Source organism: Mesorhizobium sp. STM 4661, from assembly GCF_000359125.1.
GTDB lineage: Bacteria > Pseudomonadota > Alphaproteobacteria > Rhizobiales > Rhizobiaceae > Mesorhizobium.
In genome coordinates, this window is the sequence record NZ_CAAF010000007.1 from 12,456 (window position 1) to 36,238 (window position 23,783).

The 23,783-nt window shown below is 63.7% G+C and carries 21 protein-coding genes; 9 read left to right on the forward strand and 12 right to left on the reverse strand.

Features of this window, described 5'->3' with window-relative positions:
- Positions 1 to 7: 7 nt before the first annotated feature.
- The 4 genes from MESS4_RS02720 to MESS4_RS02735 form a co-directional block, all read right to left on the reverse strand.
- Positions 8 to 1,372: a malonyl-CoA decarboxylase gene (locus MESS4_RS02720; protein ID WP_006326250.1), complete on the reverse strand. Its 1,365-nt coding sequence runs from the start codon at positions 1,370 to 1,372 to the stop codon at positions 8 to 10.
- Between the two features lie 182 nt (positions 1,373 to 1,554).
- Positions 1,555 to 2,232, reverse strand: a complete 678-nt coding sequence (rpe, locus tag MESS4_RS02725; RefSeq protein ID WP_006326251.1) for a ribulose-phosphate 3-epimerase — start codon at positions 2,230 to 2,232, stop codon at positions 1,555 to 1,557.
- A gap of 153 nt (positions 2,233 to 2,385) precedes the next feature.
- Positions 2,386 to 6,114, reverse strand: coding sequence for a hypothetical protein (locus MESS4_RS02730; RefSeq protein WP_036240516.1), 3,729 nt, complete (start codon positions 6,112 to 6,114; stop codon positions 2,386 to 2,388).
- 10 nt (positions 6,115 to 6,124) lie between these two features.
- Positions 6,125 to 8,353, reverse strand: a complete 2,229-nt coding sequence (locus MESS4_RS02735; protein WP_036240519.1) for a hypothetical protein — start codon at positions 8,351 to 8,353, stop codon at positions 6,125 to 6,127.
- A gap of 236 nt (positions 8,354 to 8,589) precedes the next feature.
- Between MESS4_RS02735 and dnaK the strand changes: the two genes are divergently transcribed.
- From dnaK to MESS4_RS02765, 6 genes are all read left to right on the forward strand, one after another.
- Positions 8,590 to 10,506: a molecular chaperone DnaK gene (gene dnaK / locus MESS4_RS02740; RefSeq protein WP_006326254.1), complete on the forward strand. Its 1,917-nt coding sequence runs from the start codon at positions 8,590 to 8,592 to the stop codon at positions 10,504 to 10,506.
- 209 nt (positions 10,507 to 10,715) lie between these two features.
- A complete protein-coding gene (gene dnaJ / locus MESS4_RS02745; protein ID WP_006326255.1) occupies positions 10,716 to 11,846 on the forward strand; it encodes a molecular chaperone DnaJ in 1,131 nt (376 codons plus the stop codon).
- Between the two features lie 142 nt (positions 11,847 to 11,988).
- Positions 11,989 to 12,594, forward strand: coding sequence for a phospholipid N-methyltransferase PmtA (gene pmtA / locus MESS4_RS02750; protein ID WP_006326256.1), 606 nt, complete (start codon positions 11,989 to 11,991; stop codon positions 12,592 to 12,594).
- Positions 12,595 to 12,942: 348 nt separating this feature from the next.
- Entirely contained in the window at positions 12,943 to 13,539 is a 597-nt protein-coding gene (locus MESS4_RS02755) for an NADPH-dependent FMN reductase (RefSeq protein WP_006326261.1), read from the forward strand.
- Complete coding sequence (pyrF, locus tag MESS4_RS02760) at positions 13,536 to 14,243, forward strand: orotidine-5'-phosphate decarboxylase (RefSeq protein ID WP_006326262.1); 708 nt, start codon at positions 13,536 to 13,538, stop codon at positions 14,241 to 14,243. Before MESS4_RS02755 ends, pyrF begins: the two co-directional genes overlap by 4 nt.
- A 27-nt stretch (positions 14,244 to 14,270) precedes the next feature.
- A complete protein-coding gene (locus MESS4_RS02765) occupies positions 14,271 to 14,558 on the forward strand; it encodes a DUF1330 domain-containing protein (protein WP_006326263.1) in 288 nt (95 codons plus the stop codon).
- 141 nt (positions 14,559 to 14,699) lie between these two features.
- Here the strand turns inward: MESS4_RS02765 and MESS4_RS02770 are convergent, their stop codons facing one another.
- From MESS4_RS02770 to MESS4_RS02800, 7 genes are read right to left on the reverse strand one after another with little or no spacing between them, the layout of a single operon-like run.
- Entirely contained in the window at positions 14,700 to 15,053 is a 354-nt protein-coding gene (locus MESS4_RS02770; RefSeq protein ID WP_006326264.1) for a cupin domain-containing protein, read from the reverse strand.
- 24 nt (positions 15,054 to 15,077) lie between these two features.
- Entirely contained in the window at positions 15,078 to 16,463 is a 1,386-nt protein-coding gene (locus MESS4_RS02775; RefSeq protein ID WP_006326265.1) for an FAD-binding oxidoreductase, read from the reverse strand.
- A gap of 19 nt (positions 16,464 to 16,482) precedes the next feature.
- The gene (locus tag MESS4_RS02780) at positions 16,483 to 17,592 is read right to left on the reverse strand and encodes an ABC transporter ATP-binding protein (protein WP_006326266.1); all 1,110 of its coding nucleotides are present in this window, start codon (positions 17,590 to 17,592) and stop codon (positions 16,483 to 16,485) included.
- Position 17,593: 1 nt separating this feature from the next.
- Positions 17,594 to 18,379, reverse strand: coding sequence for an ABC transporter permease (locus MESS4_RS02785; protein ID WP_006326272.1), 786 nt, complete (start codon positions 18,377 to 18,379; stop codon positions 17,594 to 17,596).
- Positions 18,379 to 19,269 carry an ABC transporter permease gene (locus tag MESS4_RS02790; RefSeq protein ID WP_006326273.1) on the reverse strand — a complete coding sequence of 297 codons (891 nt, stop codon included), beginning with the start codon at positions 19,267 to 19,269 and terminating at the stop codon, positions 18,379 to 18,381. Before MESS4_RS02790 ends, MESS4_RS02785 begins: the two co-directional genes overlap by 1 nt.
- A 10-nt stretch (positions 19,270 to 19,279) precedes the next feature.
- The gene (locus MESS4_RS02795) at positions 19,280 to 20,350 is read right to left on the reverse strand and encodes an extracellular solute-binding protein (protein ID WP_006326274.1); all 1,071 of its coding nucleotides are present in this window, start codon (positions 20,348 to 20,350) and stop codon (positions 19,280 to 19,282) included.
- 29 nt (positions 20,351 to 20,379) lie between these two features.
- A complete protein-coding gene (locus MESS4_RS02800) occupies positions 20,380 to 21,045 on the reverse strand; it encodes an XRE family transcriptional regulator (protein WP_006326275.1) in 666 nt (221 codons plus the stop codon).
- A gap of 269 nt (positions 21,046 to 21,314) precedes the next feature.
- Between MESS4_RS02800 and MESS4_RS02805 the strand changes: the two genes are divergently transcribed.
- From MESS4_RS02805 to MESS4_RS02815, 3 genes are all read left to right on the forward strand, one after another.
- Entirely contained in the window at positions 21,315 to 21,635 is a 321-nt protein-coding gene (locus MESS4_RS02805; RefSeq protein ID WP_006326276.1) for a helix-turn-helix domain-containing protein, read from the forward strand.
- Positions 21,632 to 22,102, forward strand: coding sequence for an SRPBCC family protein (locus MESS4_RS02810; protein WP_006326277.1), 471 nt, complete (start codon positions 21,632 to 21,634; stop codon positions 22,100 to 22,102). Before MESS4_RS02805 ends, MESS4_RS02810 begins: the two co-directional genes overlap by 4 nt.
- 77 nt (positions 22,103 to 22,179) lie before the next feature.
- Positions 22,180 to 22,596, forward strand: coding sequence for a GFA family protein (locus MESS4_RS02815; protein WP_006326279.1), 417 nt, complete (start codon positions 22,180 to 22,182; stop codon positions 22,594 to 22,596).
- A gap of 59 nt (positions 22,597 to 22,655) precedes the next feature.
- Here MESS4_RS02815 and MESS4_RS02820 read toward each other — a convergent pair whose 3' ends face one another.
- Complete coding sequence (locus tag MESS4_RS02820; protein ID WP_006326280.1) at positions 22,656 to 23,714, reverse strand: D-alanine:D-lactate ligase-like protein; 1,059 nt, start codon at positions 23,712 to 23,714, stop codon at positions 22,656 to 22,658.
- Between the last annotated feature and the right edge of the window lie 69 nt (positions 23,715 to 23,783).

Sequence of the window (23,783 nt, forward strand, 5' to 3'; positions counted from 1 at the left end):
TATCCCTCTAGGGTTGGGCGGATCGGCCAGGCGGCAAAAGCCGCGGCGTGGCCGGCCTTACTACGGCTTTCGGCAGCAGGCGGCGCACGGTGGGTGCGGCCGCCACATCGTTTTTGGCGGCGAAAAGCTCGTGGTTCTTCTCGATGTCGTCGAGCTTGTAGCGGTAATTGACCATCAGGCCATGCGCCTGCCGCAAGGCGCGGGGCGACAGGTCGCCGAGAAGGTTGATCCGCTCCAGCCGCGCGCCATTGCCGAGATGGAAACGCGCGACCGGGTCGATGACCTTGCCGGAAGTGGTGCGGGCCTCTAGGAAATACTGCGCCGCCAGGGCAAGCAAGACCTCGCCTGCGCGGTCGCGCTGAGCGGCGTCCGCATGCCAACCCTGGTTGGCGACGAGGTTCTGCGCCTCGGCGGCGGATGGGCCGGCCTGTTCGGCGAGCCAGCGGGCAAAACCCGGCACCGGGGACAGCGTGACGAAATCGGTCAGGCCGGGAAGGTCGCGGCGCAGATCCTCGACCACCTGCTTGATCAGGAAATTACCGAAGGAGATGCCGCGCAGGCCCTCCTGGCAATTGGAGATGGAATAGAACACCGCCGTCGTCGCCTGCCGCGGCTGCACCGGCGGCCGTTCGTCGGCAAGCAGCTCGGCGATGGTCAAGGGCATGGCGCGGGTGAGCGCTACCTCGACGAAGATCAACGGCTCGTCGCCGAGCTGCGGATGGAAGAATGCGTAGCAGAGCCGGTCGGCGGGCTCGATGCGGCGGCGCAGATCGTCCCAGGTGTGGATGGCGTGCACCGCCTCGTAGCGGATGATCTTTTCCAGGATGTTGGCCGGCGTCGACCAGTCGATCCGCCGCAGCACCAGGAAGCCGCGATTGAACCATGACGACAGAAGATGCGTGAAGTCGGCATCGACGATGGCAAGGTCGGGCGATGTTGTCAGCCGGGCAAGCAGATCCTCGCGCATGCGCACCAATGTCTCGATGCCGCCGGGCGCCAGGTTCAGGCGGCGCAGCAGCTCCTGCCTGGCCGGTTCGGCTGCGTCGTGCAAAGCAAGTGCCGTGTGATCGTCAGGCGCGTCGCGATAGGCATCCACCGCATCGGCGAGCCTGCCATGATCGGTGCCGAAACGATCGCGCAGCACATGCAGGAAGGCCAGCCGGCCGTCGGCATTGAGGGCGCGCCAGCGCTCGAGGATTTCGCGGGCATAGGCGACGCCCGATGCCTCACCCTGGCTGGAAAGCAGGCGCGTGCACAGACGCGCCAGGCTGTCGGCCGAGACCGGCTCGTCACCGCGAACGAGGTTCAGCATCATCCGGCCGCGATCGGCGATGGTGTTCAGGAGATCGGCGAAGAAGAGGCTGCGATTCATCGATCCGACCGTCGAAGAGGAGCCTGCGGGAGGGTCCGGAGAGGCATGAGGACGAGACAGAGAATATGGGACAGTCTTTCATGAGCACAAGCGCACCGGCGTCGGCCAACGAATTCCTGATCGGCCGAAGAGACCGTGTGTGCTGGTGACGCGCCGCACACGCCCGTCAGCTGGCGGCCCCTCTACCCAACCGCAGTGTCCGCCGCCGTCCTGATCGCCTCGATATTCGCCCGGTAGGCTTCTACGCTGTCGCCCTTGAAGATGGCCGCACCCGCGACCAGCACGCTGGCGCCCGCGGCGGTGACGAGCGGTGCCGTTTCGGACGAGACGCCGCCGTCGATCTCGATGCGGATCGGCCGGTTGCCGATCAGCGCCTTCACCCGCTTCACCTTGTCGACGATCGCCGGGATGAAAGCCTGGCCGCCGAAGCCCGGATTGACGGTCATGATCAGGATCAGATCGAGCCTGTCGAGCACATATTCGATTGCACTTTCCGGCGTCGCCGGGTTGAGCGACACGCCGGCCTTCTTGCCGAGATTCCTGATCGTCTGCAGCGAACGGTCGAGATGCGGCCCGGCCTCGGCGTGAACCGTCATGCCGTCGCAGCCGGCGTCGGCGAAGGCCGCCAGATAGGGATCGGCTGGCGCGATCATCAGATGGCAGTCGAAGAACGCCTTGGTGCGGTTGCGGATCGCCTTGATGACCGGCGGACCGAAGGTGATATTGGGCACGAAATGCCCGTCCATGACGTCGAGATGGATCCAGTCGGCGCCGGCCGCGGCCACCGCCTCGACCTCGTCGCCGAGCCTGGAGAAATCCGACGCCAGCACCGATGGCGCGATCAGGGTCTTCTTGCTCATGATGCGGCCTTTCCAGGCGCCCTTGCTTGCGGGGCGCACTGTCTGGACGACTGCCTAGACCATGATCCGGAAAAGGGGAAGCCGGTTTGTCCCGCGTCGATCCCAAGGAAAACCCGCCGGATCGCTCCGGCGGGTCTTTGTGGGCGCGGATGGTCAGTTCAATTTGTCGTTGCGCGCCGGATCCTGCTGCCGGGGAATCCGTTGCTTTTGCCTTGGCACAAGCTGTTGCAGGATGTCCGGGTTCAAGAGGTTCGGATTGATCTCCAGGCCCGGCCTTCTGCGGATCGGGGTGCAGTCCGGATACCGTCCGACCGTCCCGACCGGGCAGCGCCGCTTGATGACCGGCTGGCACTGGCCGTCGATGAACCGCGATCCGGGCGCGCATTCCACCTGAGCCCGGCGGCATGCGCCTCTGATCACCTCGGTGCCGCGCGGGCAGACACAGGCGCCGCGCTTGTTGTTGACCTGGCCGCGTATGGTGCACTGTTCCACTTCGGGCTTCTTGCGGATCGGCACGCAGGCCTTGCCTCGCAGTTCCGTCCCGCGCGGGCAGATACAGTCGCCGCTCTGGGTGCGGATCTGGCCGCGCAGCAGCTTGCACTGTTCCTCGACGGGCGGTTTCTTGCGGATCGGCCTGCAGGCGTCGCCTCTCAGTTCGGTTCCGCGCGGGCAGATGCAATCGCCGTCCCGGGTCCGGATCTGGCCCGGCAGCAGCTTGCACTGCCGGACGGGCGGCTGGTCGGTCGACACGCATCTGCCGTTCTCCAACGCGGTGCCGCGCGGGCAGATGCAACGCCCGTCTTCGGTACGGATCTGTCCCTTGAGCAGCACGCAGCGCTGTGGGTCTTTCGGCTTTGGTATGATGACCGTGCCGCCACCCGACGAGCACTGGCCGTTGCGGAAGCTCGTGCCTTGCGGGCAGACGCATCGGCCGGCATCGTTCATGACGAAGCCTTGAGAGCATTCCTTCTTCACCTCATCGCCGATGGTGAAGGGGTGGCAGGCATAGGCTTTGCCGCGATCGCCCTGCATGTTGGCCTGAGCGCCGGAAAGTGCGTCGCCGCCGCCTTGCACCCGCGTGTCGGGAGAGAGCACGCCGACGCAGTTCTGGCCATTGACCGTGCCCTGCGGATTGGCCAGGCGGCCGTCGTCGGGAAGCACCACGGTCATCTTGTGGGCGCGGCTTTCCCCGGCGCCGAGCGCCAAATTGGCAATGCAGGACAAAGGCAAGGTCGCCGGCTCCGGTGAGCAGCCAAAGGGCGGTTCGATCGAGGTGATCGAAACACCTTCCAGCCGGCCGAGGCCTTCGAGGCCGATCGCATCGCCGATGCGAACCGGACCGGAGAAGGGGCTCGTCCCTTCATTGGTGATGGTGATCTCGAACGAGCAGGGCTGGCCTGGCCGGCATTCGGCGTCGCCGGTCTTCTCGACACGGATGGCGGACGTGCCGCCGCCCTTGGCGCAGGCCTTGCCTACGGGATAGACGATGTCGTCGCCTGGCGCCGGGCCGTAGGAGCCGCGGGCACAGTTCTCGAACTCGCCATTGCCGGCAACCGTCACGTCGAAGTGGCGGCTGGTTCCGGGCGTCATGACGGCGCCGGGAATCTGGCACGACAGCGTGTTGGCCGGAACCGGTCCGCACGCCCATTCCGCGCCGTCGGGTATGACGGTCTGGATCTGGACAGGCGCGCCGCCGGCGACCAGCGTGGCGGCATCGTTGACCCGCACCGGACCGGTTGGGGCAGCAGTGCCGACGCTGGTGACGGTGATGCGGCAGGAAACCGCCGCGGCGCCCGCCAGCGAGCCGTTGCACATTTTGGTGATGCGGAGCGCCGGCTGGTCGCCATTGGGACGACGGATGCGTTCCTTGGCGCAGGCCCTGTTGTTGGTAAGGTCGTTCTCACCGGGAATGGCCTTGACCTCGGCGCAATTCTCGACCGTGTCCGGCCGGTAGCCGGCCGGCATCACCGCCTTGACGAAGATCGGCGTCGAGGCGCCCGGCATCAGCACGATGCCGGCATTGTCGCAGCGGAACTGGCCGGGGCCATTGGGTCCGCAAGCCCAGGGCGGGGTCGGGCCGAAGGTCGAGGATGCCGGCGCGCCGCCGGGATAGGTGTCGATGACCGTCAGCGGCCCGTTATGGGGGACGCTGCCATTGTTGATGATGTCGATCACGAAGGTGCAGACGCCGTCGGCCGAGCAGAATTCGGTGCGGGCGCGCTTCTTCAGGATGAGATCGACCTTCTTGTCCACCGGCGGCCGGCAGTCGCGGTCGCCGCGCCGGCAGATCTGGATCGAGGCGCAGCCGCGATCGTTCTGCTGGCTGCCGAACAGCGGCTTGCCGCTGGCCCCATAATTATAGCTGGCGCAGTTGCGCAAGGCCCCACCCTGCCAGCCTGCGGCCGGCTTGAAGCCGAGCTTGAGGTCGACGGAGGCGCCCGGATTGAGCGTGGTCACCGGATGGGTGCAAATCATCGGGGTTGCTCCGGGCACGCAGGCCCAGGGCGGGTTCGGCCCTGAATCCAGCGTCGAACCCGCAGGCAGCGTCACCTCGTCGAGCACGATCTTGCCGTTATAGGGGCCATCGCCGACATTGGTTACCCGGATGGTGAAGTCGCAGCCGCCGGCCATCGTGCAACGCGTCACATCGGCGCGTTTTTCGACCTTGAGATCCGGCTCCTTGTCCTTCGGCGGGCACCTCTGGTCACGCGGGATGACGATGTCGATCGTCTGGGTGCAGCACAGGCCCCAGCCTTGCTTCGGACCGGCATAGGTTTCGATGCCGGTGACGATCAGCTGGATGACGTCTCCAGGCGAGGCGCCGACGATCTTCCAGTCGAGCACGCCGCCGCCCGCCGGCACCAGTTGCGTGTTGGGAATGATGGCGATGCCGGGCGTCGTCGTCGAAACCTGCACCCACTTGCCGCCCATCTCCGCGCCGACCGGCATGTGGTAGATGAAGGCGCCGCCACCGGGCACGCAATCGACCGTGCCGCGTTCGACCTTGAAGCATTCCTTGCCGGGAGGTGGCGGCGGCGGGTTGCACTTGGTCAGGTCGATCCTGATCGAGGTCTTTTCGCCGGTGAGGAAATTGCCATCGTCCGGCTTGCCCGGATCCTGCGACGGGATGATGGTCCCCGTGCCGGGTCCAACCGTCACCTTGATCATGCCCTGGTTGTCGACCAAGGCCGGTACAGGGAACGACGCCTGGTCGATCCTGGCGGTGATCTGGAAGGTGATGACGCGTTCGTTCGCGGCACCGATGCCATCGAGATCGCTGGCGGAAATCCGGAAATCGGATACGTCAGCCGTATCGTCGGGACCGGCCGAGCTGCTGATCGTGGCGGCGGGCAACGCTCCGCCGGCGGCGTCCGTGCCGTCGCCGGAGACATTCACGTTGACGATCTTCAAGCCAAGCGGAAGCTGGTCCTTGAAGTCGAGCTTCGCCTTTTTCAGCGCGGCCGCAAATGCCGGATTGGCAAAAGCTTGCGCATTGCCGCGCAGACCGAAACTCAGTGTGTAGAAGACATAGTCGCAGCTTCTCTGGCCGCCCTTCTTGGTGAAGAAGGGCACGATCCGCCCGGGTTCTGGATTGACGACACGCGGATTGTCGAGTTCGAGCTTCGGCTCCGGGCCGGCGATCACGATCGAATCGGGATCGATCGGCTGCGGCTTGTCGATGTCGGCCTGGGCGGTCTTGACTAGTGCAATCTTGGCCGGCGCAATATCCTCGGCGAAGCCGTGCACCGGGGTGAGCATGGCGACCGCGATACCGGCCGCCATCAGCCAGCGCGCGCCGCGCCTGGCATATGACAGGGGTTTCATGATCTTCTCCATGGCGGGTGTATTCGTTGCGAGTGGGGACAGGGCAAGAATGTTCATCTTTCCCTCCTCAACGTTCGCAACTGACGGCAGGCGTTCTGAGCGGCACGGTCATCTTGCAGCATGGGTAGTAGCCCCCCTTGTCGCGGTCGGACTGCCTGTAGAAGCAGAGCCCGACATCGACCGTATCGCCAGGGTAATGGCCGGTGATGTTGACCGTGTAGGGAGAGCCGGGAGCACGCGACAAGGGTGCGCTCACCCCGACCCCTGGCGTCCTCGACTGCGCCTTGATCGAATCGCCGCCAAAGCCTGAGCGGTCATGGAGATAGAGATCGGCCTCGAGGCCGGAGGGCGTGCAGAAATACCTGACATCCTCGACATCGAGACAGGGAGGCAGATTGCCGGGCGGTGGAAAATCAGGCGGATAGAAGGGTGGCAGATAGCCGCCGCCGGGTAGCTCGTCATAATAGCCGGCACGGCCTTCGCAGGGCCGCCAGACCTCGACATCGCCGACATGGCCTTCGACCTCCGGGTCTTCGAAATAGCCGTCGAAGTCGACGAACCACGAGCCGAAGGGCGGCACATTGGCCGGCTTGACCAATGGCGTCGGCGTTACTTGCACGCCGTGCACGGCAAGCGGCCCACCGGCGGCAAGCTGCTCGGCCAATGCCGGATTGTCGCGCAATTTGTCGCCTGTGTTGACCAGAGTGTCGGTGCAGACCGATGTGTCGAGATTGCCGTCGGAATCATAGCCATATTGCAGGTCGAGGCCGCCGGCCGATTGCCGGTTGCCTTCGGGGAAGCCGACCGCATATTCCTGCGGCGCCTCCACCCAGACCGATTCCGTCGCCGGATCGTCCGGGTTTTCGCGCCAGTAGCGAATGACCTCGCCCCTGCCGGAATCGGCGAACTGGCTGTAATCGTAGCGGTTTTCGACCGGCCCGCGCTGTGCAAGGTACATGAAGCCCTTGTTGTCGAAGGCGATGTCGGTGACGGCGTAGGCCTTGTCGGCCTTGACCGTCAGCTCCCAGCGCGGATCGCCGGCGAAACTGCCGTCGCGGGCAATGCCCACCGACCAGATCTCGGCTTTTTCACCGACCGAATAGTAAAGCCTGCCGCCATGATAGGCGACGGACCAGACGCGGCGCTCGTCCTGCGTATAGCCCCAAGTGTCGGGATCCTCGCTGTCGAAGGCGGCGCCCTGAATGTCCATCACCGAGCCGTCGTCGGCGACAGGGGCCAGTCCGCGCGCCGGGCGCCCGGCAACGCCATGGTCGAAATTGTCGACCGGCGTGCCGTTGGCGTCGAGGCGGTGGATCAGGCCGGTGTCGAGGTCCGAGGCGAAGAACTGGCGGTGGATGTTGTCGAAGCTGATGTCGCCGATGCCGGGACCGCTATTGGTGTCGAGGTCGGCGAATTTGGACACGGCGCCGGTGATGCCGTCGATCTTCCAGATCGTGCCCGGTCCGCCGCCGTTTTCGGTGCCGAACTGGCCCTCCATGAAGGTGGCACCTGCCGCCCCGCGGCGCTGGCGCTCGGGCCGCCTGTCATTATCGGCGTCCGGGGTGACGATGCGGATGCCTTCGAGCGAGGTGGCGCCGGCATAGAGGTTCGGAACCCCCGAGGCGACGCCGTCGCGCACGCCGTCGTCGTAGGTGATGGCGAACACCTGGCCGATCTGCCCGGCGGCCACCTCGAAAGGCGGCGGCGTGTAGACGAGCTGGCCCGAGGCCGGCCCGCCCAGCCCTGAAACGTCGAAAACGCGCAAGGTAGCGCGCGCGGTGTCGATGAAGGTCTCGTCGACCGGATCGATGCCTGGCGGCAGGCCCTCCTCGAAATTGGGGATGACGGTGCCGGAAAATCCGGTCACCGCCATCGACCCTGGGTGGAGGATCTGCGTTTCCTGCGCCCGGGCCGCAGTGCCAAGCCACAGGCTGGCGGCGATCGCCAGGAATCCGATGGTTTTGTGCATCGCGCGGCGCAAGCGGCCGGCGTGCACGAACGAGCCGTGTTCACAACACATGAGATTTCCCCCGCGGCCTACGGGAGAAACATCCGGCCCTGCCGCGCAAATCAGGGCAAGGCGCGGGGTTCCGGCACGTTTTTCCCTGATCGAATTGCCTGCTTTCCTCACGCTGACGATACGCCTGCACCTCGGCAGGGTCAACGCAATCAGCGGAAAGCCCAGCGCATCGACCCCGTCTCGAAGGTGGTGGTCGCGCCGAGCTCCTGTTGCTTCCGCAGACCATGGAGCCTCTGGTTTTCCAGTCATGGGGCTGTCCTTTCCGGGCCGCGCCATGCGACGCCTGAGCATCAGTCGCGGACGGAGGCGGAAAGGTTCATGGGGATGTTGTAGCAAAGGGTGATAAACGCCTTGCGCAGAATGCTTGCGCGTTGCGCAGCCTGTTCTTATATACGCGCCAAGCCGTTCAGCGCCGGTACGCCGGTCGCCGGAGCGGAATTTCTTGTGAACAGGGGCTTTCGTCGGAACGCCTTACGGGTCCTGAGAGCCTGCTTAGCGGAGAGACTAGAACAATGGCAAAAGTAATCGGTATCGATCTGGGAACGACCAACTCCTGTATCGCCCTCATGGATGGCAAGGAGCCGAAGGTCATCGAGAATGCGGAAGGCGCGCGCACCACCCCTTCCATCGTCGCCATCAACAGCGACGGCGAGCGCCTTGTCGGCCAGCCGGCCAAGCGCCAGGCGGTCACCAATCCTGAAAACACCATCTTTGCGGTCAAGCGCCTGATCGGCCGCCGCTATGACGATCCGGTGACGGAAAAGGACAAGAAGCTTGTCCCCTACAGAATAGTCAAGGGCGACAATGGCGATGCCTGGGTCGAGGCCGGCGGCAAGAAGCAGTCGCCCAGCCAGATCTCGGCGATGATCCTGCAGAAGATGAAGGAAACGGCGGAGGCCTATCTCGGCGAGAAGGTCGAGAAGGCGGTCATCACCGTTCCGGCCTATTTCAACGACGCCCAGCGCCAGGCCACCAAGGACGCCGGCAAGATCGCCGGCCTCGAAGTGCTGCGCATCATCAACGAGCCGACCGCGGCCGCCCTTGCCTATGGCCTCGACAAGAAGGAAGGCAAGACCATCGCCGTCTATGACCTTGGCGGCGGCACGTTCGATATTTCGGTGCTCGAGATCGGCGACGGCGTCTTCGAGGTGAAGTCGACCAATGGCGACACCTTCCTCGGCGGCGAGGATTTCGACATGCGCCTGGTCGAATATCTGGCGGCCGAGTTCAAGAAGGAACAAGGCATCGACCTGAAGAACGACAAGCTCGCCCTGCAGCGCCTCAAGGAAGCGGCCGAAAAGGCCAAGATCGAGCTGTCGTCCACCACGCAGACCGAGATCAACCTGCCGTTCATCACGGCGGACGCCACCGGGCCCAAGCACCTGACGCTGAAGCTGACGCGGGCGAAGTTCGAGAGCCTGGTCGAGGATCTCGTCCAGCGCACCATCGACCCCTGCAAGGCGGCGCTCAAGGATGCCGGCCTGAAGGCCGGCGAGATCGACGAGGTCGTCCTGGTCGGCGGCATGACCCGCATGCCCAAGATCCAGGAGATCGTGAAGCAGTTCTTCGGCAAGGAGCCGCACAAGGGCGTCAACCCGGATGAGGTCGTCGCACTGGGTGCCGCCATCCAGGCCGGCGTGCTGCAGGGCGACGTCAAGGACGTGCTGTTGCTCGACGTGACGCCGCTGTCGCTCGGCATAGAGACGCTGGGCGGCGTGTTCACGCGCCTCATCGAGCGCAACACGACGATCCCGACCAAGAAGAGCCAGGTGTTCTCGACGGCGGAAGACAGCCAGTCGGCCGTGACCATCCGCGTCTTCCAGGGCGAGCGCGAAATGGCCGCCGACAACAAGGCGCTCGGCCAGTTCGACCTGGTCGGCATTCCGCCGGCGCCGCGCGGCGTGCCGCAGATCGAGGTCACCTTCGACATCGACGCCAACGGCATCGTCAACGTCTCGGCCAAGGACAAGGGCACCGGCAAGGAGCACCAGATCCGCATCCAGGCGTCGGGTGGTCTGTCGGATGCCGACATCGAGAAGATGGTGAAGGACGCCGAGGCCAACGCCGAGACCGACAAGAAGCGGCGCGCGCTGGTCGAGGCCCGCAACCAGGCCGAAGCGCTGGCGCATTCCTCGGAGAAGTCGCTGAAGGAATATGGCGACAAGGTTCCCGAGGCCGACCGCACGGCGATCGCCGACGCGATCGCGGCGCTGAAGGCCGCTGCCGAAAGTGATGACGCGGCCGAGATCGAGGCCAAGACGCAGGCGCTCGCCGAAGTCTCGATGAAGCTCGGCCAGGCCATGTACGAGGCTTCGCAGAAGGAAGCCGCGGAAGCCGATGCCAAGGCGGACGCCGCCAAGGACTCGGACGTGGTCGACGCCGATTTCGAGGAAATCGACGAGGACGACGACAAGAAGAAGTCGGCCTGAACCGTCTGACGGTAATTAAAGCAGAGAGCCCGGCGCACAGCCGGGCTTTTTTGCAACCCTCGCCGAAAAAATGCGGACCTTGTCGAAAAAATGCGGGCAACCCCTTCTCGACACTGGCATCCCGGCGCCATCGCACCTAAATCGGAACGACGTGCCGGCAAACGACGCAAGAAGCCTGAAGACGTTGAGTATCCGGACTGCGGGAAAAGATGAAAGCTGATTTCTACGAAACGCTGGGTGTCGAGAAAGGCGCCGACGACAAGGAGCTGAAGAGCGCTTTCCGCAAGCTCGCCATGCAGTTCCATCCCGACCGCAATCCCGGCGATCATTCCTGCGAGCACAAGTTCAAGGAAATCAACGAGGCCTACGAGACGCTGAAGGACCCGCAGAAGCGCGCGGCCTATGACCGTTTCGGCCACGCCGCCTTCGAACAAGGCGGCATGAATGGCGGGGCGCAGGGCTTTGGCGCCGGCGGCTTTGCCGACATTTTCGAGGATATTTTCGGCGACATGATGGGCGGGCGCCAGCGCCGTTCGTCCGGCGGGCGCGAACGCGGCGCCGATTTGCGCTACAACATGGAAATCACGCTGGAGGAGGCATTTGCCGGCAAGACCGCGCAGATCCATGTGCCAGCCTCGATTTCGTGCACGGAATGCTCCGGCAGCGGCGCCAAGCCTGGCACCCAGCCGGTCACCTGCTCGATGTGCAACGGCCATGGCAAGGTGCGGGCCACGCAAGGCTTCTTCTCGATCGAGCGCACCTGCCCGCAATGCCAGGGGCGTGGCCAGACCATCAAGGAACCGTGCCCGAAATGCGCCGGCCAGGGCCGCGTCACCGAGGAGCGCTCGCTGTCGGTCAACATCCCGGCCGGCATCGAGGACGGCACCCGCATCCGGCTTGCCAATGAGGGCGAGGCCGGCCTGCGCGGCGGCCCGTCCGGCGATCTCTACATTTTCCTCGCGGTCAGGCCGCACGAATTCTTCCAGCGCGACGGCGCCGATCTCTATTGCAAGGTGCCGATCTCGATGACGACGGCAGCCCTTGGCGGCTCCTTCGAGGTGGCGACGCTGGACGGCACCCAGACCAAGGTGAAAGTGCCGGAAGGCACCCAGAACGGCCGCCAGTTCCGCCTCAAGGGCAAGGGCATGCCGGTGCTGCGCCAGCCCAATGTCGGCGATCTCTATATCCAGACCGCGGTCGAGACGCCGCAGAATCTATCGCGCCGCCAGCGCGAGCTGCTGGAAGAGTTCGAGCAGCTGTCCTCGCAGGACAATTCGCCCCAGTCGAGCGGCTTTTTCGCCCGCATGAAGGACTTTTTCGAGGCCTTCGGCGAACGCTGAAGCAATTCCCGCCGGCAAGGTGTAGAATAGGCCTGCTCGCGAGGCTTCCCAAGCGTCATCAACACCTTATGCGGGCATTCGCCTTGCCTTGGACTGCTTAACTGCTAAGTAGCGTCCCGGGGGAGCGTTCAGGAGAACTTGCATGGCACGTGGTCCCGGATTGCGAAAAGCGCTGGCGGAAAAGTTCGACGACGAACTGAAATTCTTCAGGGGCTGGATCGACAAGCCGAAGGCTGTCGGTTCGATCGTGCCCACCAGTTCCATCACCGCCCGCAAGATGGCCTCGATCGTCAATCCGAAATCGGGCCTGCCGGTGCTCGAAGTCGGGCCTGGCACCGGCGTCATCACCCGCGCCATCCTCGCCCATGGTGTGCGGCCTGAAAATCTTTACGCGGTTGAATATTCAACCGATTTCGTGCGCCATCTGCGCCGGCTCTATCCCGGCGTCAACGTCATCGAGGGCGACGCCTTCAATCTCGACGCCACGCTTGGCGACAGACGCGACATGGTCTTCGATTCCGTCGTCTCCGGCGTGCCGTTGCTCAATTTTCCTGTCGCCCAGCGCATCGCCTATATTGAAAGCCTGCTCGACCGCATCCCCGAGGGCCGCCCGGTCGTGCAACTGACCTATGGCCCGCTATCGCCGATCCCGCCCGGCCGCGGCGACTACACGGTCAAGCATTTCGATTTCATCATCCGCAACATCCCGCCGACGCAGCTGTGGATCTACCGGCGCGAGGCGCATTAGTTTCTCGGCGCAGAGCCGTTCGCTCCTCCTGGAGCTGACCGCATTCGATTGGCGTAACCATCCATCACTTCGTCATCCACGGGCGGAGCAAGGAGCGTAGCGACGCAGCGCAGACCCGAGGATCCATGCCGTGACTTCTGTGCGCCGCTACGGTGCAGATTCTGCTCCGCTGCGCTCCATGGCCAGGGTCACGGAATGGATCCCAGGGTCTCCGCGACGGAGCTGCGCTCCTGCTCCGCCCAGGGATGACGAAAGTCGAGGGGCTCGGCCAATCCCGAGCGTTTTATGGTTCCGGTGCGTTGATTTGAATGATTCTTGGCTGTACCTGTCCGGAGACAAGGTTGGCCAATGGCAGTGATCCCGAAAATTCTCGTCTTCGCCGGCTCGGTCCGATCAGGCGCTTTCAGTGGGAAGACCGCCGATGTGGCGCAGAAGGAACTTGCCATGCAGGGCGCCGAGGTGACCCGCATCTCGCTCGCCGACTATCCGCTGCCGATCCTGGACGAGGACCTGGAAAAGGAAAAGGGCATCCCTGAAAACGCCATGACGCTCGGCCGGCTGATCGCTGCCCATGACGGGCTGCTGATCGCGACGCCCGAATATAACGGCTCGATCCCGCCATTGCTCAAGAACAGCATCGACTGGGTGAGCCGGGTGCGCAAGGATGGCAACCGGTCATTCAGGCCGCTTGTCGGCAAGGTCGCCGGCCTCTGCTCGTCTTCCAAAGGGAACTTCGCCGGGATACGCTGCATCAACCACCTGCGCGCCGTGTTGGTGCGTTGCCAGATGGAGGTGGTGACGCCGGAATGCTCGGTACCTGAGGGCGGCAACGCCTTCGACGAGGCCGGGAATTTCAGGGACGAAAGACTGCGCAAATCGATGGAGCACCTATGCCGCACGCTGATCGAAACCTCGCGTTTGCTGTCCACCCGGATCGAGGCATGATCCTGGAACAGGCCGATACCATGCAGGACAGGCTGATCGTCGGCCTTGATGTGCCGACGCTGAAGGAAGCCGAGAAGGCGGTGCGCGAGCTCGACGGCGTGGTCTCCTTCTACAAGATCGGCTATCAGCTCGCCTTCGCCGGCGGGCTGGATTTTGCCCGCGAACTCGCCAGCGGCGGCACCAAGATCTTCCTCGACATGAAGCTGCTCGACATCGACCATACGGTTGCCAGGGGCGTCGAGAACATCGCCAAGATGGGCATGACCATGCTGACGCTGCATGCCTATCCCAAGACGATGCGGGCGGCGGTCGAGGCTGCCAGGGGCAGCGATCTCTGCCTGCTTGCCGTCACCGTGCTGACCTCGATGGACGAGCAGGACGTGATCGACGCCGGCTATGAATACGACCCGCACACGCTGGTGCTGAGGCGCTCCGAACAGGCGCTCCATGCCGGCATGGGCGGCATTGTCTGCTCGGCCGAGGAAGCGGAAGCGGTGCGCCGGATCGTCGGACCCAACATGGCCGTGGTGACGCCGGGAATACGGCCCAAGGGCAGCGACCATGGCGACCAGAAGCGCGTGGTGACGCCGCGCCAAGCGATCCGCAACGGCTCCAGCCATCTCGTCGTCGGCAGGCCGATCGTCGGCGCGGCCGACCGGCGGGCGGTCGCGGAAGCCATCCTTGAGGAAATGCGCTCCGCTTGAGTGCAACAGGACGTTCGGAGAAGAAGAATGCCCAAGGGATACTGGATCGCCCGCGTCGATGTGCGCGACGCCGAAGGCTACAAGGACTACGTCGCCGCCGCCAAACCGGCTTTCGAGCGTTTCGGCGCCAAATTCCTGGCGCGCGGCGGCGAGCATGAGAAGGCCGAGGGGCCCGGCCGCGCCCGCAACGTGATCATCGAGTTTCCATCGCTCGCCGACGCGCATGACTGCTACCACTCGCCGGAATATCAGCGTGCCGTTGCCATCCGCCAGAAGGTGGCCGACGGCGAGATCGTGCTGGTCGAGGGAATTTAGAGCAATTCCAGGAAAAGTGTGAAACGGTTTTCCTGGGAAAAGCGCGTAGCGCTTTCCCTTGGGAATTGCGCAAAAACAAAGAGATAGAGCCTGTGCCATCCCGATGAAATCGGGATGGGGCGACCACAACCGCCGCGACGCTCAGACCGAATGCAGGATGTAGAGCTTCCGCGTTTTCTCGTGAATGGTCCATTCGCCCTCCCAGCCAAGCGGCAGGACAAGCAACTCGCCGGGTCCGACATCCCTAACCGCGCCGTCAGGACCGTGCAGCGTCACACGACCGGTGACGATGTGGCAAATCTCGGAATTCGTCTCCCGGCGTGCGGTGAACCGGCCCTGCGAACATTCCCAGACACCGACCTCGATCTTGCCGTCATCCGAAGTCCAGAGGGTGTTGGCCGCTTCGAGCTGATCGCCCGCCACCGAGGTGGGTTTCAGCACGGGCTCACCGAGGTCGATATGCGCAAGGTGCGCGAAGGTCTTGAAGTCGATCATTCCTAAGTCCTCAGATGGTGCGGTTCAATGCCCGGTGATGCGATCGGCCAGGGCCGCCAGCCGCGATGTGCGCGGCAGCCCCTTTGCTTCCCGCTCGTCGGCAATTCGATAGAGCTGATACATGGAATGGACGCCCAGCCAGCGCAGCGGCTCCGGCTCCCATTTACGCACCGTTCGATTGACCCAGGGCAGCCGCGTCAGGTCGGTGTCGTTGCCCAGCAGCAGATCCCTCAGTGTGCGTCCCGAGAGATTCGAGGTGGAAACGCCGAGGCCTACATAGCCGCCTGCCCACCCTATTCCGGTCTGCTTGTCAAAGCCTACTGTCGTGCACCAGTCCCGCGGCACGCCCAGCGTTCCACACCACGCATGGTCGAGCTTGAGCCCCCTGGTCTGCGGCAGAAGCGTCGTCAGGATCTTGTGCAGCTTGTCGATCGTCGCCTGCTGAGTGACGCCTCGAACATCGGTCTTCGAGCCAAATCGATAAGGCACCCCGCGTCCACCCATGGCAATGCGCCCTTCCCGGGTGCGCTGCGCGTAGCAGTATGCGTGCGCGGCGTCGCCAAGAACCTCATAGCCATCCCAGCCGATTTCGCTCCACAGCTTTTCGGACAACGGCTCGGTCACCACGATGGCGCTGTTGAGCGCCAGCCAAAGCCTTTCGTGACCAGCGATACCCGCGGTAAAGCCTTCGGTTGCACGTATGATTTTTTCGGCGCGCACCACGCCTCGATTGGTTGCGACCTTGCCCTTCTCGATCGACAGCACGGTCGTCTGTTCGTAGATCGGGACACCGAGGCGCTCCACGGCCCTGGCGAGCCCCTGCACCAGCTTCGCGGGCTGAATCCGCGCAACTTTCTTGATGACGAAGGCGCCGCGCGCGTTGTGTACCGCTATGCGCCGGCGCATCTCCGCCGCATCGATATACCCCACGCGTTCGTCGCTCAGCTCCCATGACCTGGCATGGGCATACATCGCCTTCGCGCGCTGCTCCTGCGCCTCGTTGGTTGCGACCAGCAATTCGTCGGTACGGCGAATGTCGGCGTCGATGCCTTCGGTCTCCGCCACCGATATGACCTCGTTGACCGTGCCCATCATTGCCGCCTGCATGGCGATGACCCCGGCGCGGGACGACGCCTTCTCATATTTTTCGCGCGACCATGAGAACCCGCCGGACAGCCAGCCGCCATTGCGCCCCGAAGCGCCGAAGCCGGCGAACTCCTTCTCGACGATGACGATGTTGAGGTGCGGCGCCGCCCGCTTCAAATAGTAGGCGGTCCAAAGGCCAGTGTAGCCGGCCCCGACGATACAAACGTCCGCCACGATATCGCCCTGCAACGGCGGCCGATAGCCGGGTACGCCGCCGATGTCGGCATACCAGAATGAAACGTCGCCGTTCTTCTTCACATCCATTGCCGCGATTTTCCCAGATTCAGGTCAGATTCAGGTCGGCCTTGTCGTCGTCCGCCAGCAGCTTCACGTCGCTGCCGGCAAATATGAGGTCGACTTCGTCGCCGATGGCGAAGGTCTCGGCATCCAGCGTCGAGCGCACGATCGCCTTGGACATGTCAGCCAGAACGACCTCGTATTTGGAGCCCGATCCGAGATAGATGGCCTCGCCAATGCGCCCGGGCAGAGTGTTTTTATCCCTTCCGCCCATCCCCCGCCTGGCGAGGCTCAGCTTCTCCGGCCGCAGCAGCATCGCGGGTTTGGCGCCGCCGGGAAGGCGTTTGGCGGTGGTCACTTTCCGTCCGGCTATGTCGATGGCGGTCTCGTCGCCCGAGGTGGAGGGTGCGCCACGCAGTATGGTCGAGTCGCCTACGAACTTTCCGACGAACAAGGTCTCGGGCTCGTCGTAGAGTTGGCGGCCGCTGCCGATCTGCTCGATGCGTCCCTGGTTGAACACGGCGATGCGGTCCGAGAGGACCAGGGCCTCCTCCTGGTCATGCGTGACGTAAACGAAGGTGGTGCCCAGTTCCCGGTGGATTCGCTTGATCTCGAGCTGCAGCCATTCACGCAGCTTCTTGTCGAGCGCCCCGAGCGGCTCGTCCATCAGTAGCAATGGCGGGTCGAATACGATGGCGCGGGCCAGCGCGACGCGCTGCTGCTGCCCGCCGGAGAGTTCGCTGGGGAAGCGGTGGCCGAAATCCGTCATCTTCACCATGTCCAGAGCCTTGCGCACCCGGGCTTCACGATCGGGATTGGCGATGCCGCGCAGGCTCAGCGGATAGGCGACGTTCCTGCTGACCGTCATATGCGGAAACAGCGCGTAGTGCTGGAAGACCACGCCGGTATTGCGTTTGTGCGCCGGTACGCCGATGACGCTCTTGCCGCCGACATCAAGCGAACCTGAACTCACCTCGGTGAAGCCGGCGATGATGTTCAGCGTGGTCGTCTTGCCCGAACCGCTAGGCCCAAGCAGCGTCATGAATTCCCCCGGCTCGATGCGCAGCGAGACCTCATCGAGGGCGATGAAGCTGCCATAGTGTTTGCTGACCGATTTGAGATCGATGGCTGCGCCGCGGGTTGATGGTGAGGCCATGTCAGCGTTTTCCCTGCCGCGAACCGATGAGAAGTCCCGCCCCGATCACCAGCGACGTCGCGATGAAGAGCAGCGTGCCCACGGCCGCAACGGTGGGGTCGGCGTCCCGGGTAATGCTGGAGAATATCTGGACCGGCAGCGTCTTCAGGTAAGGGCTGGTGATGAACAGCGCGACGATGATCTCGTCGAATGAGGTCACGAAGGCAAACAGCAGACCCGACAGGATGCCCGGCGCGATCAGCGGCAACGTCACGGTCCTGAACGCCGTCAGCTGGGTGGCGCCGAGACTGGCCGCGGCAGTCTCCAGCCGTTTGTCGAAGACTTCCAGGCTGGCGGAGACGGCGATGATGACGAAAGGAACGGCGAGCATGGTGTGGGCCATCACGAAACCGGTCATGGTGCCGACCAGCTGCGTGTCGAGATAGACGGCATAGATGCCGACGGCGAGCACCACCCCTGGCACGACCATTGGCGTGATCAGCAGTGCGCGCAGCACGCCGCTGACGCGGCTTTTCATGCGATCGAGGCCGAACGCCGCCAGCGTGCCGATGATTGTGGCGAACACTGCCGTGACGACGGCAACCTTGAGCGAACTGACCAGGCTCGCCGACCATTCGGGGTTGGTGAAGAAGTTCTGGTACCACTGCCAGGAGAAGCCGGACGGCGGAAAGGCCAGCGACTTCTTGTCGTTGAACGACATCGGCACGACGACGATTGTCGGTGCGATCAGCCAGACGGCGACGAGCAGGCAGAACAGACCAAGCAGGATTCGACCGGGCAGTTTCATCAGCGCCTCGATCCCGTCTTGTGCGGCTGGCGCGACAGCGGCGCCGCGAGCGCCAGCAGGACGAAGGTCGCGATCAACAGCACCACACCCATGGCGCCGCCGCGGCCCCAGTTGAGCAGGCTGAGTACCTGGTTCTGGATCAGGGTCGAGAGCATGGTCGAGCGCGGACCGCCGAGCAGTGCGGGCGTGATGTAGAAGCCGAGTGCCAGAATGAACACGATGATGGCGCCGGCGTAGACGCCCGGAAGCGAGAGCGGCAGATAGACCTGGGCAAAGGCGCGCGCAGGACTCGCGCCCAAGCTTCGTGCCGCCTGCAAGAGCCGCAGGTCGATCGCCTTCATCACCGAATAGAGCGGCAGGATCATGAACGGCAACAGCACCTGCGCCATGCCGATCACGACGCCCGTCTGCGTGCGGATCAGCTTGACCGGGCCGAGGCCGACGCTCCGGATGACGGAGTTGATCACGCCGGAGTCCTGCAACAGGATAACCCATGCCAGGGTGCGCACCACTCCGCTTACCCAGAACGGCACCAGCACGCACAGGATGAGGACGAGCCGCATCTTGGGTCCGACCACGGTCATCACATAGGCATAGGGGTAGCCGGCAATGAGACACACCAGCGTCACCCAGGCGGAGATCGCGAAGGTCCGCTGAAGTACCGTCAGGTTGACCGGCGTTCCGAAGAACCAGACATAGTTCTGCCATCCCCATTGCGGCTCGGAAAAGCTGCGCAGGGTCACGATGGCGAGCGGCAGGCCCAGGCAGACGACGAGCAGCAGCAGCGCCGGTGCGACGAGCCAGAATGCCTGTCCCCGAAACCAGCGCCACCGATCGTCCGCCGCGGCAGCCGGACCCGTGTCCCGGCTGCCGGTTGCGCTCGCTGCCACGGTGGCGGACCTAGTTGCCCGCCATCAGCGCGTTCCACTTTTCGTTCGCCACCTCGAAGTTTTCCACCCAGAACTTGATGTTCTGATGATAGCCAAGCTTGAGCTTGTCCGGCGTGTTGGTCATGAACGATGCCGTAATCTCGTCCACTTGCGGCTTCGCGTCTTTGTGGATCGGCGTATACGAGGTGGTTTTGGCAAGCGTCTCCTGCGCACTCTTGCCGACATAGGCGTTGATCAGCGCATAGGCCGCGTCGGCGTCCTTGACGCCCATCGGAATGGTCATCTGGTCCATCACGACCAGCCAGTCCTGCCACACCGGCGTGTACTTGGCGCCATTCTTCACCGCGGTCATGGCACGTCCGGTCCACATCGCGATCATGTCGGCTTCGCCGGATTCGGCGAGTTGCTGGGAATCGGCGCCGGTCTTCCAGAAGATCGTATCCGGACCGAGCGACTTCACCTTCTCGACAGCCTTGTCGATGTCGGCCACGGTCATGTTTTCCACCGAACCGCCGGCCGCGAGCAGCGCCTGCTCGACCATACCGCCGGACAGATCGCCGCTGCCTTCCAGAGCGCGCGAGCCCGGGAACTTCTCGACGTCGAAGAAATCCTTCCAGCTCTTGGGCGGATTATCCTTGTACTTTTCGGTGTTGTACATCAGCACCACGCCATAGTTCATGGCCGGCACGCTGCATTCGCTGATCTGGCCTTCTGGAATGTTCGAGGTGTCGATCTTCGAGAAGTCCAGTTTCTGAAACAGCTTGCCGCAATAGACGTAGGGCGGGAAATCACCGGTATCGACGACGTCCCAGGTCACGTTGCCGGACTCGACCTGCGCCTGCAGTTTCGAGATTTCGGTTGGCCCGTCGCTGAGCAGCTTTACACCGGACTTGTCGACGAATTCCTTTAGCGCGGCAATCTGACCATCCTGATATATGCCTCCATACGAGACGAAGGTGAGCGTCTTGTCCTTCAGCGAACCCTCGGCCACCTCGCCCGCCACGGGCTTGCTCTGTGCGAGCGCTGCGGTGGTCATCATCAGCAACCCGAATGCTATCCCCTGTCCAATCCTGGTCTTCATGTTGCATCTCCCATTTACGTGCACCCGCGTTACTTCAGTCCGCCCGGCTGCGAGCCTTGTCCGGGCATATACTGATTGAGCTCCGCCGCGCCGCTGGTTGGCGGCGCAATGATCCAGAGCACCTGTGCCGGTGTCTCGCCGATGTTCACCGTGCGATGCGGCGTCGAAGTTGCGTACTCGATGCTGTCGCCCTCGTTCATGACGAAGCGCTCGTCGGCCAATGTCAGTTCGACTGTTCCCTTCAGGACGACAAACATCTCGTGCTTGCCGCCATGCGTGTAAGCGTCGTCGCCGGTCGAGCCGCCAACGTCGAAATCTCCCGAATAAACCTCGAATTCATGGATCGGCCGCCGCGACAGCAGCGTCTTTCGGCAACCCTGGCTGACCGGCAGCAGGGGGCGGTCGGCTCTGGTGAGCACCTTGTGGAAGGCGCCTTCGGTCTGCTCGAACAAATCATTGATGCCAAGGTCCAGGGCAGCCGCGATCCGCATCAGCGTGCTGGCGCTGGCTCCGCTCAGATTGCGCTCGAACTGGCTGATAAAGCTCGCCGTCGTGCCGACCATGTCGGCCAACTGGCGAAGCGAAATGCGTCGGGCCGTGCGTATGGCCTTGATCCGTCCACCGACATGCTTCGCCTTGCGCGCTTCCGTCGCCAGCGCGGCCACCTCCGGATATGTCGCAGGGTCGACTTTCACCGCGTTGCTCCCTCACTTAACACACTATTAAGTGGCGTGTTGGAACGCAAGCCATTTGTCGAGACACCCAAAGGTGCTGGGTCGCCGGCGGCTATGGAGCCTGGCCGACAACCGGCCGGAGCCGTTTGACAACAACCGATACATGGCCGGCGCATCCAGCAATCGACCTCCAAGTCCGAATAGCCTCGTCGAACAATTGCGAGGCGGAAAGATCGACATTGACATGCAGGTATTTACCTGCATATTAGCCTCATAACAGAGTGAGGCCGATGGACGCCGACAAGGTTTTCAAGGCGCTGGGCGACCCGACACGCAGAAGGCTGCTTGACCTTCTGTGTGAGAAGAACGGGCAGACGCTCGGCCAGCTTTGCGAGAACCTGGACATGGCAAGGCAATCCGCCACCCAGCACATCGACCTGCTGGAGGCGGCCAATCTGGTGAACACGGTCAAGCGCGGCCGCGAAAAGCTGCACTTCATCAATCCGGTGCCGCTGCACGACATCTACGAGCGCTGGGTGCGAAAATTCGAACGGCAGCGGCTCAGCCTGCTGCACGACCTGAAGCAAGAACTCGAAGGAGACGACCAATGACCAGAGCGACGACCAGTTTTGTCTACGTGACCTATATCCGCTCGACGCCGCAAAAGGTGTTCGAGGCCATAACCAGGCCCGATATCGCACGGCGCTACTGGGGCCACGAGAACGTCTCCGACTGGAAGGCGGGATCGAAATGGGAACATATCCGCGCCAATGACGAGCGCACCGTCGAACTCGTCGGCAAGGTCGTCGAAATCTCGCCGCCGACCCGTCTCGTGATGACCTGGGCGAACGCCTCGCAGGCCGACGACCCGTCGAAATACAGCCGGGTGACGTTCGGCATCGAGGAATACGACACCATGGTGCGGCTGACCGTTACCCATGACGAACTCGAAGCCGGCAGCGGCATGGCGAAAGGCATCAGCCAGGGCTGGCCGGCGGTGCTGTCGAGCATGAAATCCTTCCTCGAAACCGGCAGCGGCATCGATCTTTTCGCCAAGCCGAAATCGGCCCGATCCTAGAGCAATTCCAGGAAAAGTGTGACGCGCTTTCCCTGGGGAATTGCGCAAAAACAAAGAGATAGAGCGGGAGTATGACAGTGACCAAGCGTTATACCGGCGGATGCGCATGCGGCGCGATCCGTTATGAAACAAGCGGCGAGCCGATCTTCCAGAACCACTGCCAATGCCTCGATTGCCAGAAGCGCAGTGGCACCGGGCACGGATCCTATGTGACCTTCGCCCAGCGCGCCGCCGCGACAATTACGGGCGAAGCAAAAACCTGGCGGATAAAGGGCGACAGCGGCAACGAAAAGGTCCACGCCTTCTGCCCGACCTGTGGAACGCCGGTTTACCTGACATTCGCCGCCATGCCGGACCTGATAGCGATCCACGCGACCAGCCTCGACGATCCGGGCCAGTTCCAGCCGCAAGCGCTCACCTACAGCATCCGCGGCCATGGCTGGGACACGATGGATCCCTTGTTGCAGTCATTCGAGCGAATGCCGCACGGGTAGAGTCGGCCGGGAACAACCCCGGGGACGAATGCCGCCAGTCGGCCCGGAATCCGGCCCGTTTAAGCGGTCAGTCGGCTTGCCGCTGTCTCGGCCATAGCATCCGCCAGGCTCAGGCCCCATTGCTTGTGGCAATAGTCGCGAAAATCGAAGCAGGGCAGGCCGGGGCAGACTTCGAACTCGATGAGGTGAACATGGTCGTCCGCCTCGACCCTGAAATCGATGGAAAACACATCACGCAGGCCGAGCCCGGTCACCAGCCGCTCGGCGATGCGGCGGATTGTTGCGGCGGCGCCCGGCTGGGTGGCGGCAACCGACTCAAGCACCGGCTCCGTATACTCTCCCGCCGCCTTGGCGGCTTCGCCGGTTTCGCCGTAGAGCGCAAGGCTGTCCGCCATGGTCTGGAAATCGCCGCCCGAATCGACAAAGGCGATGCCGAGCGCCTCGACGCCGGTATCAAGCTTCACGCCGAGAAAACTTGCGCGCGCATTGCGCCCGGCGACATAGGGCTGCACGACGACATCGTCGCGATAGGCGGCAAAGACGCGCCGGCTAAGCTCCAGCGCGTGGCCTAGATCGCTGCTGCGTGAATCCGGCCAGATGCCGATCTTGGCGCCGAGCCGGTTCGGCTTGACGAACCAGCCGGCGTCCGAGGCCGGCGGCTCGACCAGCCAGCGGCCGTCGCGGGCAAGCCCGGCTTGTGGCACCGGCAGACCGAGCGCGCCGAGCACGGCGCCGGCGCGGAACTTGTCCTGGCAGAGCGCAAACAGCGCATCGTCGGCGCCGATAATCTTCAGGCCGTTCAGCCGCGCCAGAGCCGGTGCTGCGCCGCCGCGGAAATAGGCGATGCCGTCGGTCAGCGTCCAGACAAGCGTGGCCCTGGGGTCCTCGCCGGCGAGCGCGCTCACGGCATCGTCGAGCGCCACCGGCGCAAAGGACAGGCCGCGCTTCAGACAGGCCGCCGCCAGCGCGTCGAATTCGGGCGCGATGTCGGTCGATTGTGCCAGATAGGAGCCAATCTCGGCGGCGCGCTCCGGCAAATGGCCATCGGCGACCAGCCGCTCGATGCAGACCTTTTCGGGCTCATGGACGAGGATCAGCTTCGGCTTGCGGCTTGACATGGGGTGAGCGATTCCTGGCGGCGCGATCGCCTAGCATCGCATGGCCAATATATCAGGCTTTCGCTGAGC

Excerpts from the sequence above, each read along its gene's own strand:
- MESS4_RS02780 (WP_006326266.1), bottom strand. The coding sequence starts at position 17,592 with ATGGCCTCACCATCAACCCGCGGCGCAGCCATCGATCTCAAATCGGTC.
- dnaJ (WP_006326255.1), top strand. The coding sequence starts at position 10,716 with ATGAAAGCTGATTTCTACGAAACGCTGGGTGTCGAGAAAGGCGCCGAC.
- MESS4_RS02775 (WP_006326265.1), bottom strand. The coding sequence starts at position 16,463 with ATGGATGTGAAGAAGAACGGCGACGTTTCATTCTGGTATGCCGACATC.
- MESS4_RS02755 (WP_006326261.1), top strand. The coding sequence starts at position 12,943 with ATGGCAGTGATCCCGAAAATTCTCGTCTTCGCCGGCTCGGTCCGATCA.
- MESS4_RS02770 (WP_006326264.1), bottom strand. The coding sequence starts at position 15,053 with ATGATCGACTTCAAGACCTTCGCGCACCTTGCGCATATCGACCTCGGT.
- pyrF (WP_006326262.1), top strand. The coding sequence starts at position 13,536 with ATGATCCTGGAACAGGCCGATACCATGCAGGACAGGCTGATCGTCGGC.
- MESS4_RS02820 (WP_006326280.1), bottom strand. The coding sequence starts at position 23,714 with ATGTCAAGCCGCAAGCCGAAGCTGATCCTCGTCCATGAGCCCGAAAAG.
- MESS4_RS02720 (WP_006326250.1), bottom strand. The coding sequence starts at position 1,372 with ATGAATCGCAGCCTCTTCTTCGCCGATCTCCTGAACACCATCGCCGAT.
- MESS4_RS02810 (WP_006326277.1), top strand. The coding sequence starts at position 21,632 with ATGACCAGAGCGACGACCAGTTTTGTCTACGTGACCTATATCCGCTCG.
- MESS4_RS02730 (WP_036240516.1), bottom strand. The coding sequence starts at position 6,114 with ATGAACATTCTTGCCCTGTCCCCACTCGCAACGAATACACCCGCCATG.
- rpe (WP_006326251.1), bottom strand. The coding sequence starts at position 2,232 with ATGAGCAAGAAGACCCTGATCGCGCCATCGGTGCTGGCGTCGGATTTC.
- MESS4_RS02795 (WP_006326274.1), bottom strand. The coding sequence starts at position 20,350 with ATGAAGACCAGGATTGGACAGGGGATAGCATTCGGGTTGCTGATGATG.
- pmtA (WP_006326256.1), top strand. The coding sequence starts at position 11,989 with ATGGCACGTGGTCCCGGATTGCGAAAAGCGCTGGCGGAAAAGTTCGAC.
- dnaK (WP_006326254.1), top strand. The coding sequence starts at position 8,590 with ATGGCAAAAGTAATCGGTATCGATCTGGGAACGACCAACTCCTGTATC.
- MESS4_RS02805 (WP_006326276.1), top strand. The coding sequence starts at position 21,315 with ATGGACGCCGACAAGGTTTTCAAGGCGCTGGGCGACCCGACACGCAGA.
- MESS4_RS02785 (WP_006326272.1), bottom strand. The coding sequence starts at position 18,379 with ATGAAACTGCCCGGTCGAATCCTGCTTGGTCTGTTCTGCCTGCTCGTC.
- MESS4_RS02735 (WP_036240519.1), bottom strand. The coding sequence starts at position 8,353 with ATGGCGCGGCCCGGAAAGGACAGCCCCATGACTGGAAAACCAGAGGCT.
- MESS4_RS02765 (WP_006326263.1), top strand. The coding sequence starts at position 14,271 with ATGCCCAAGGGATACTGGATCGCCCGCGTCGATGTGCGCGACGCCGAA.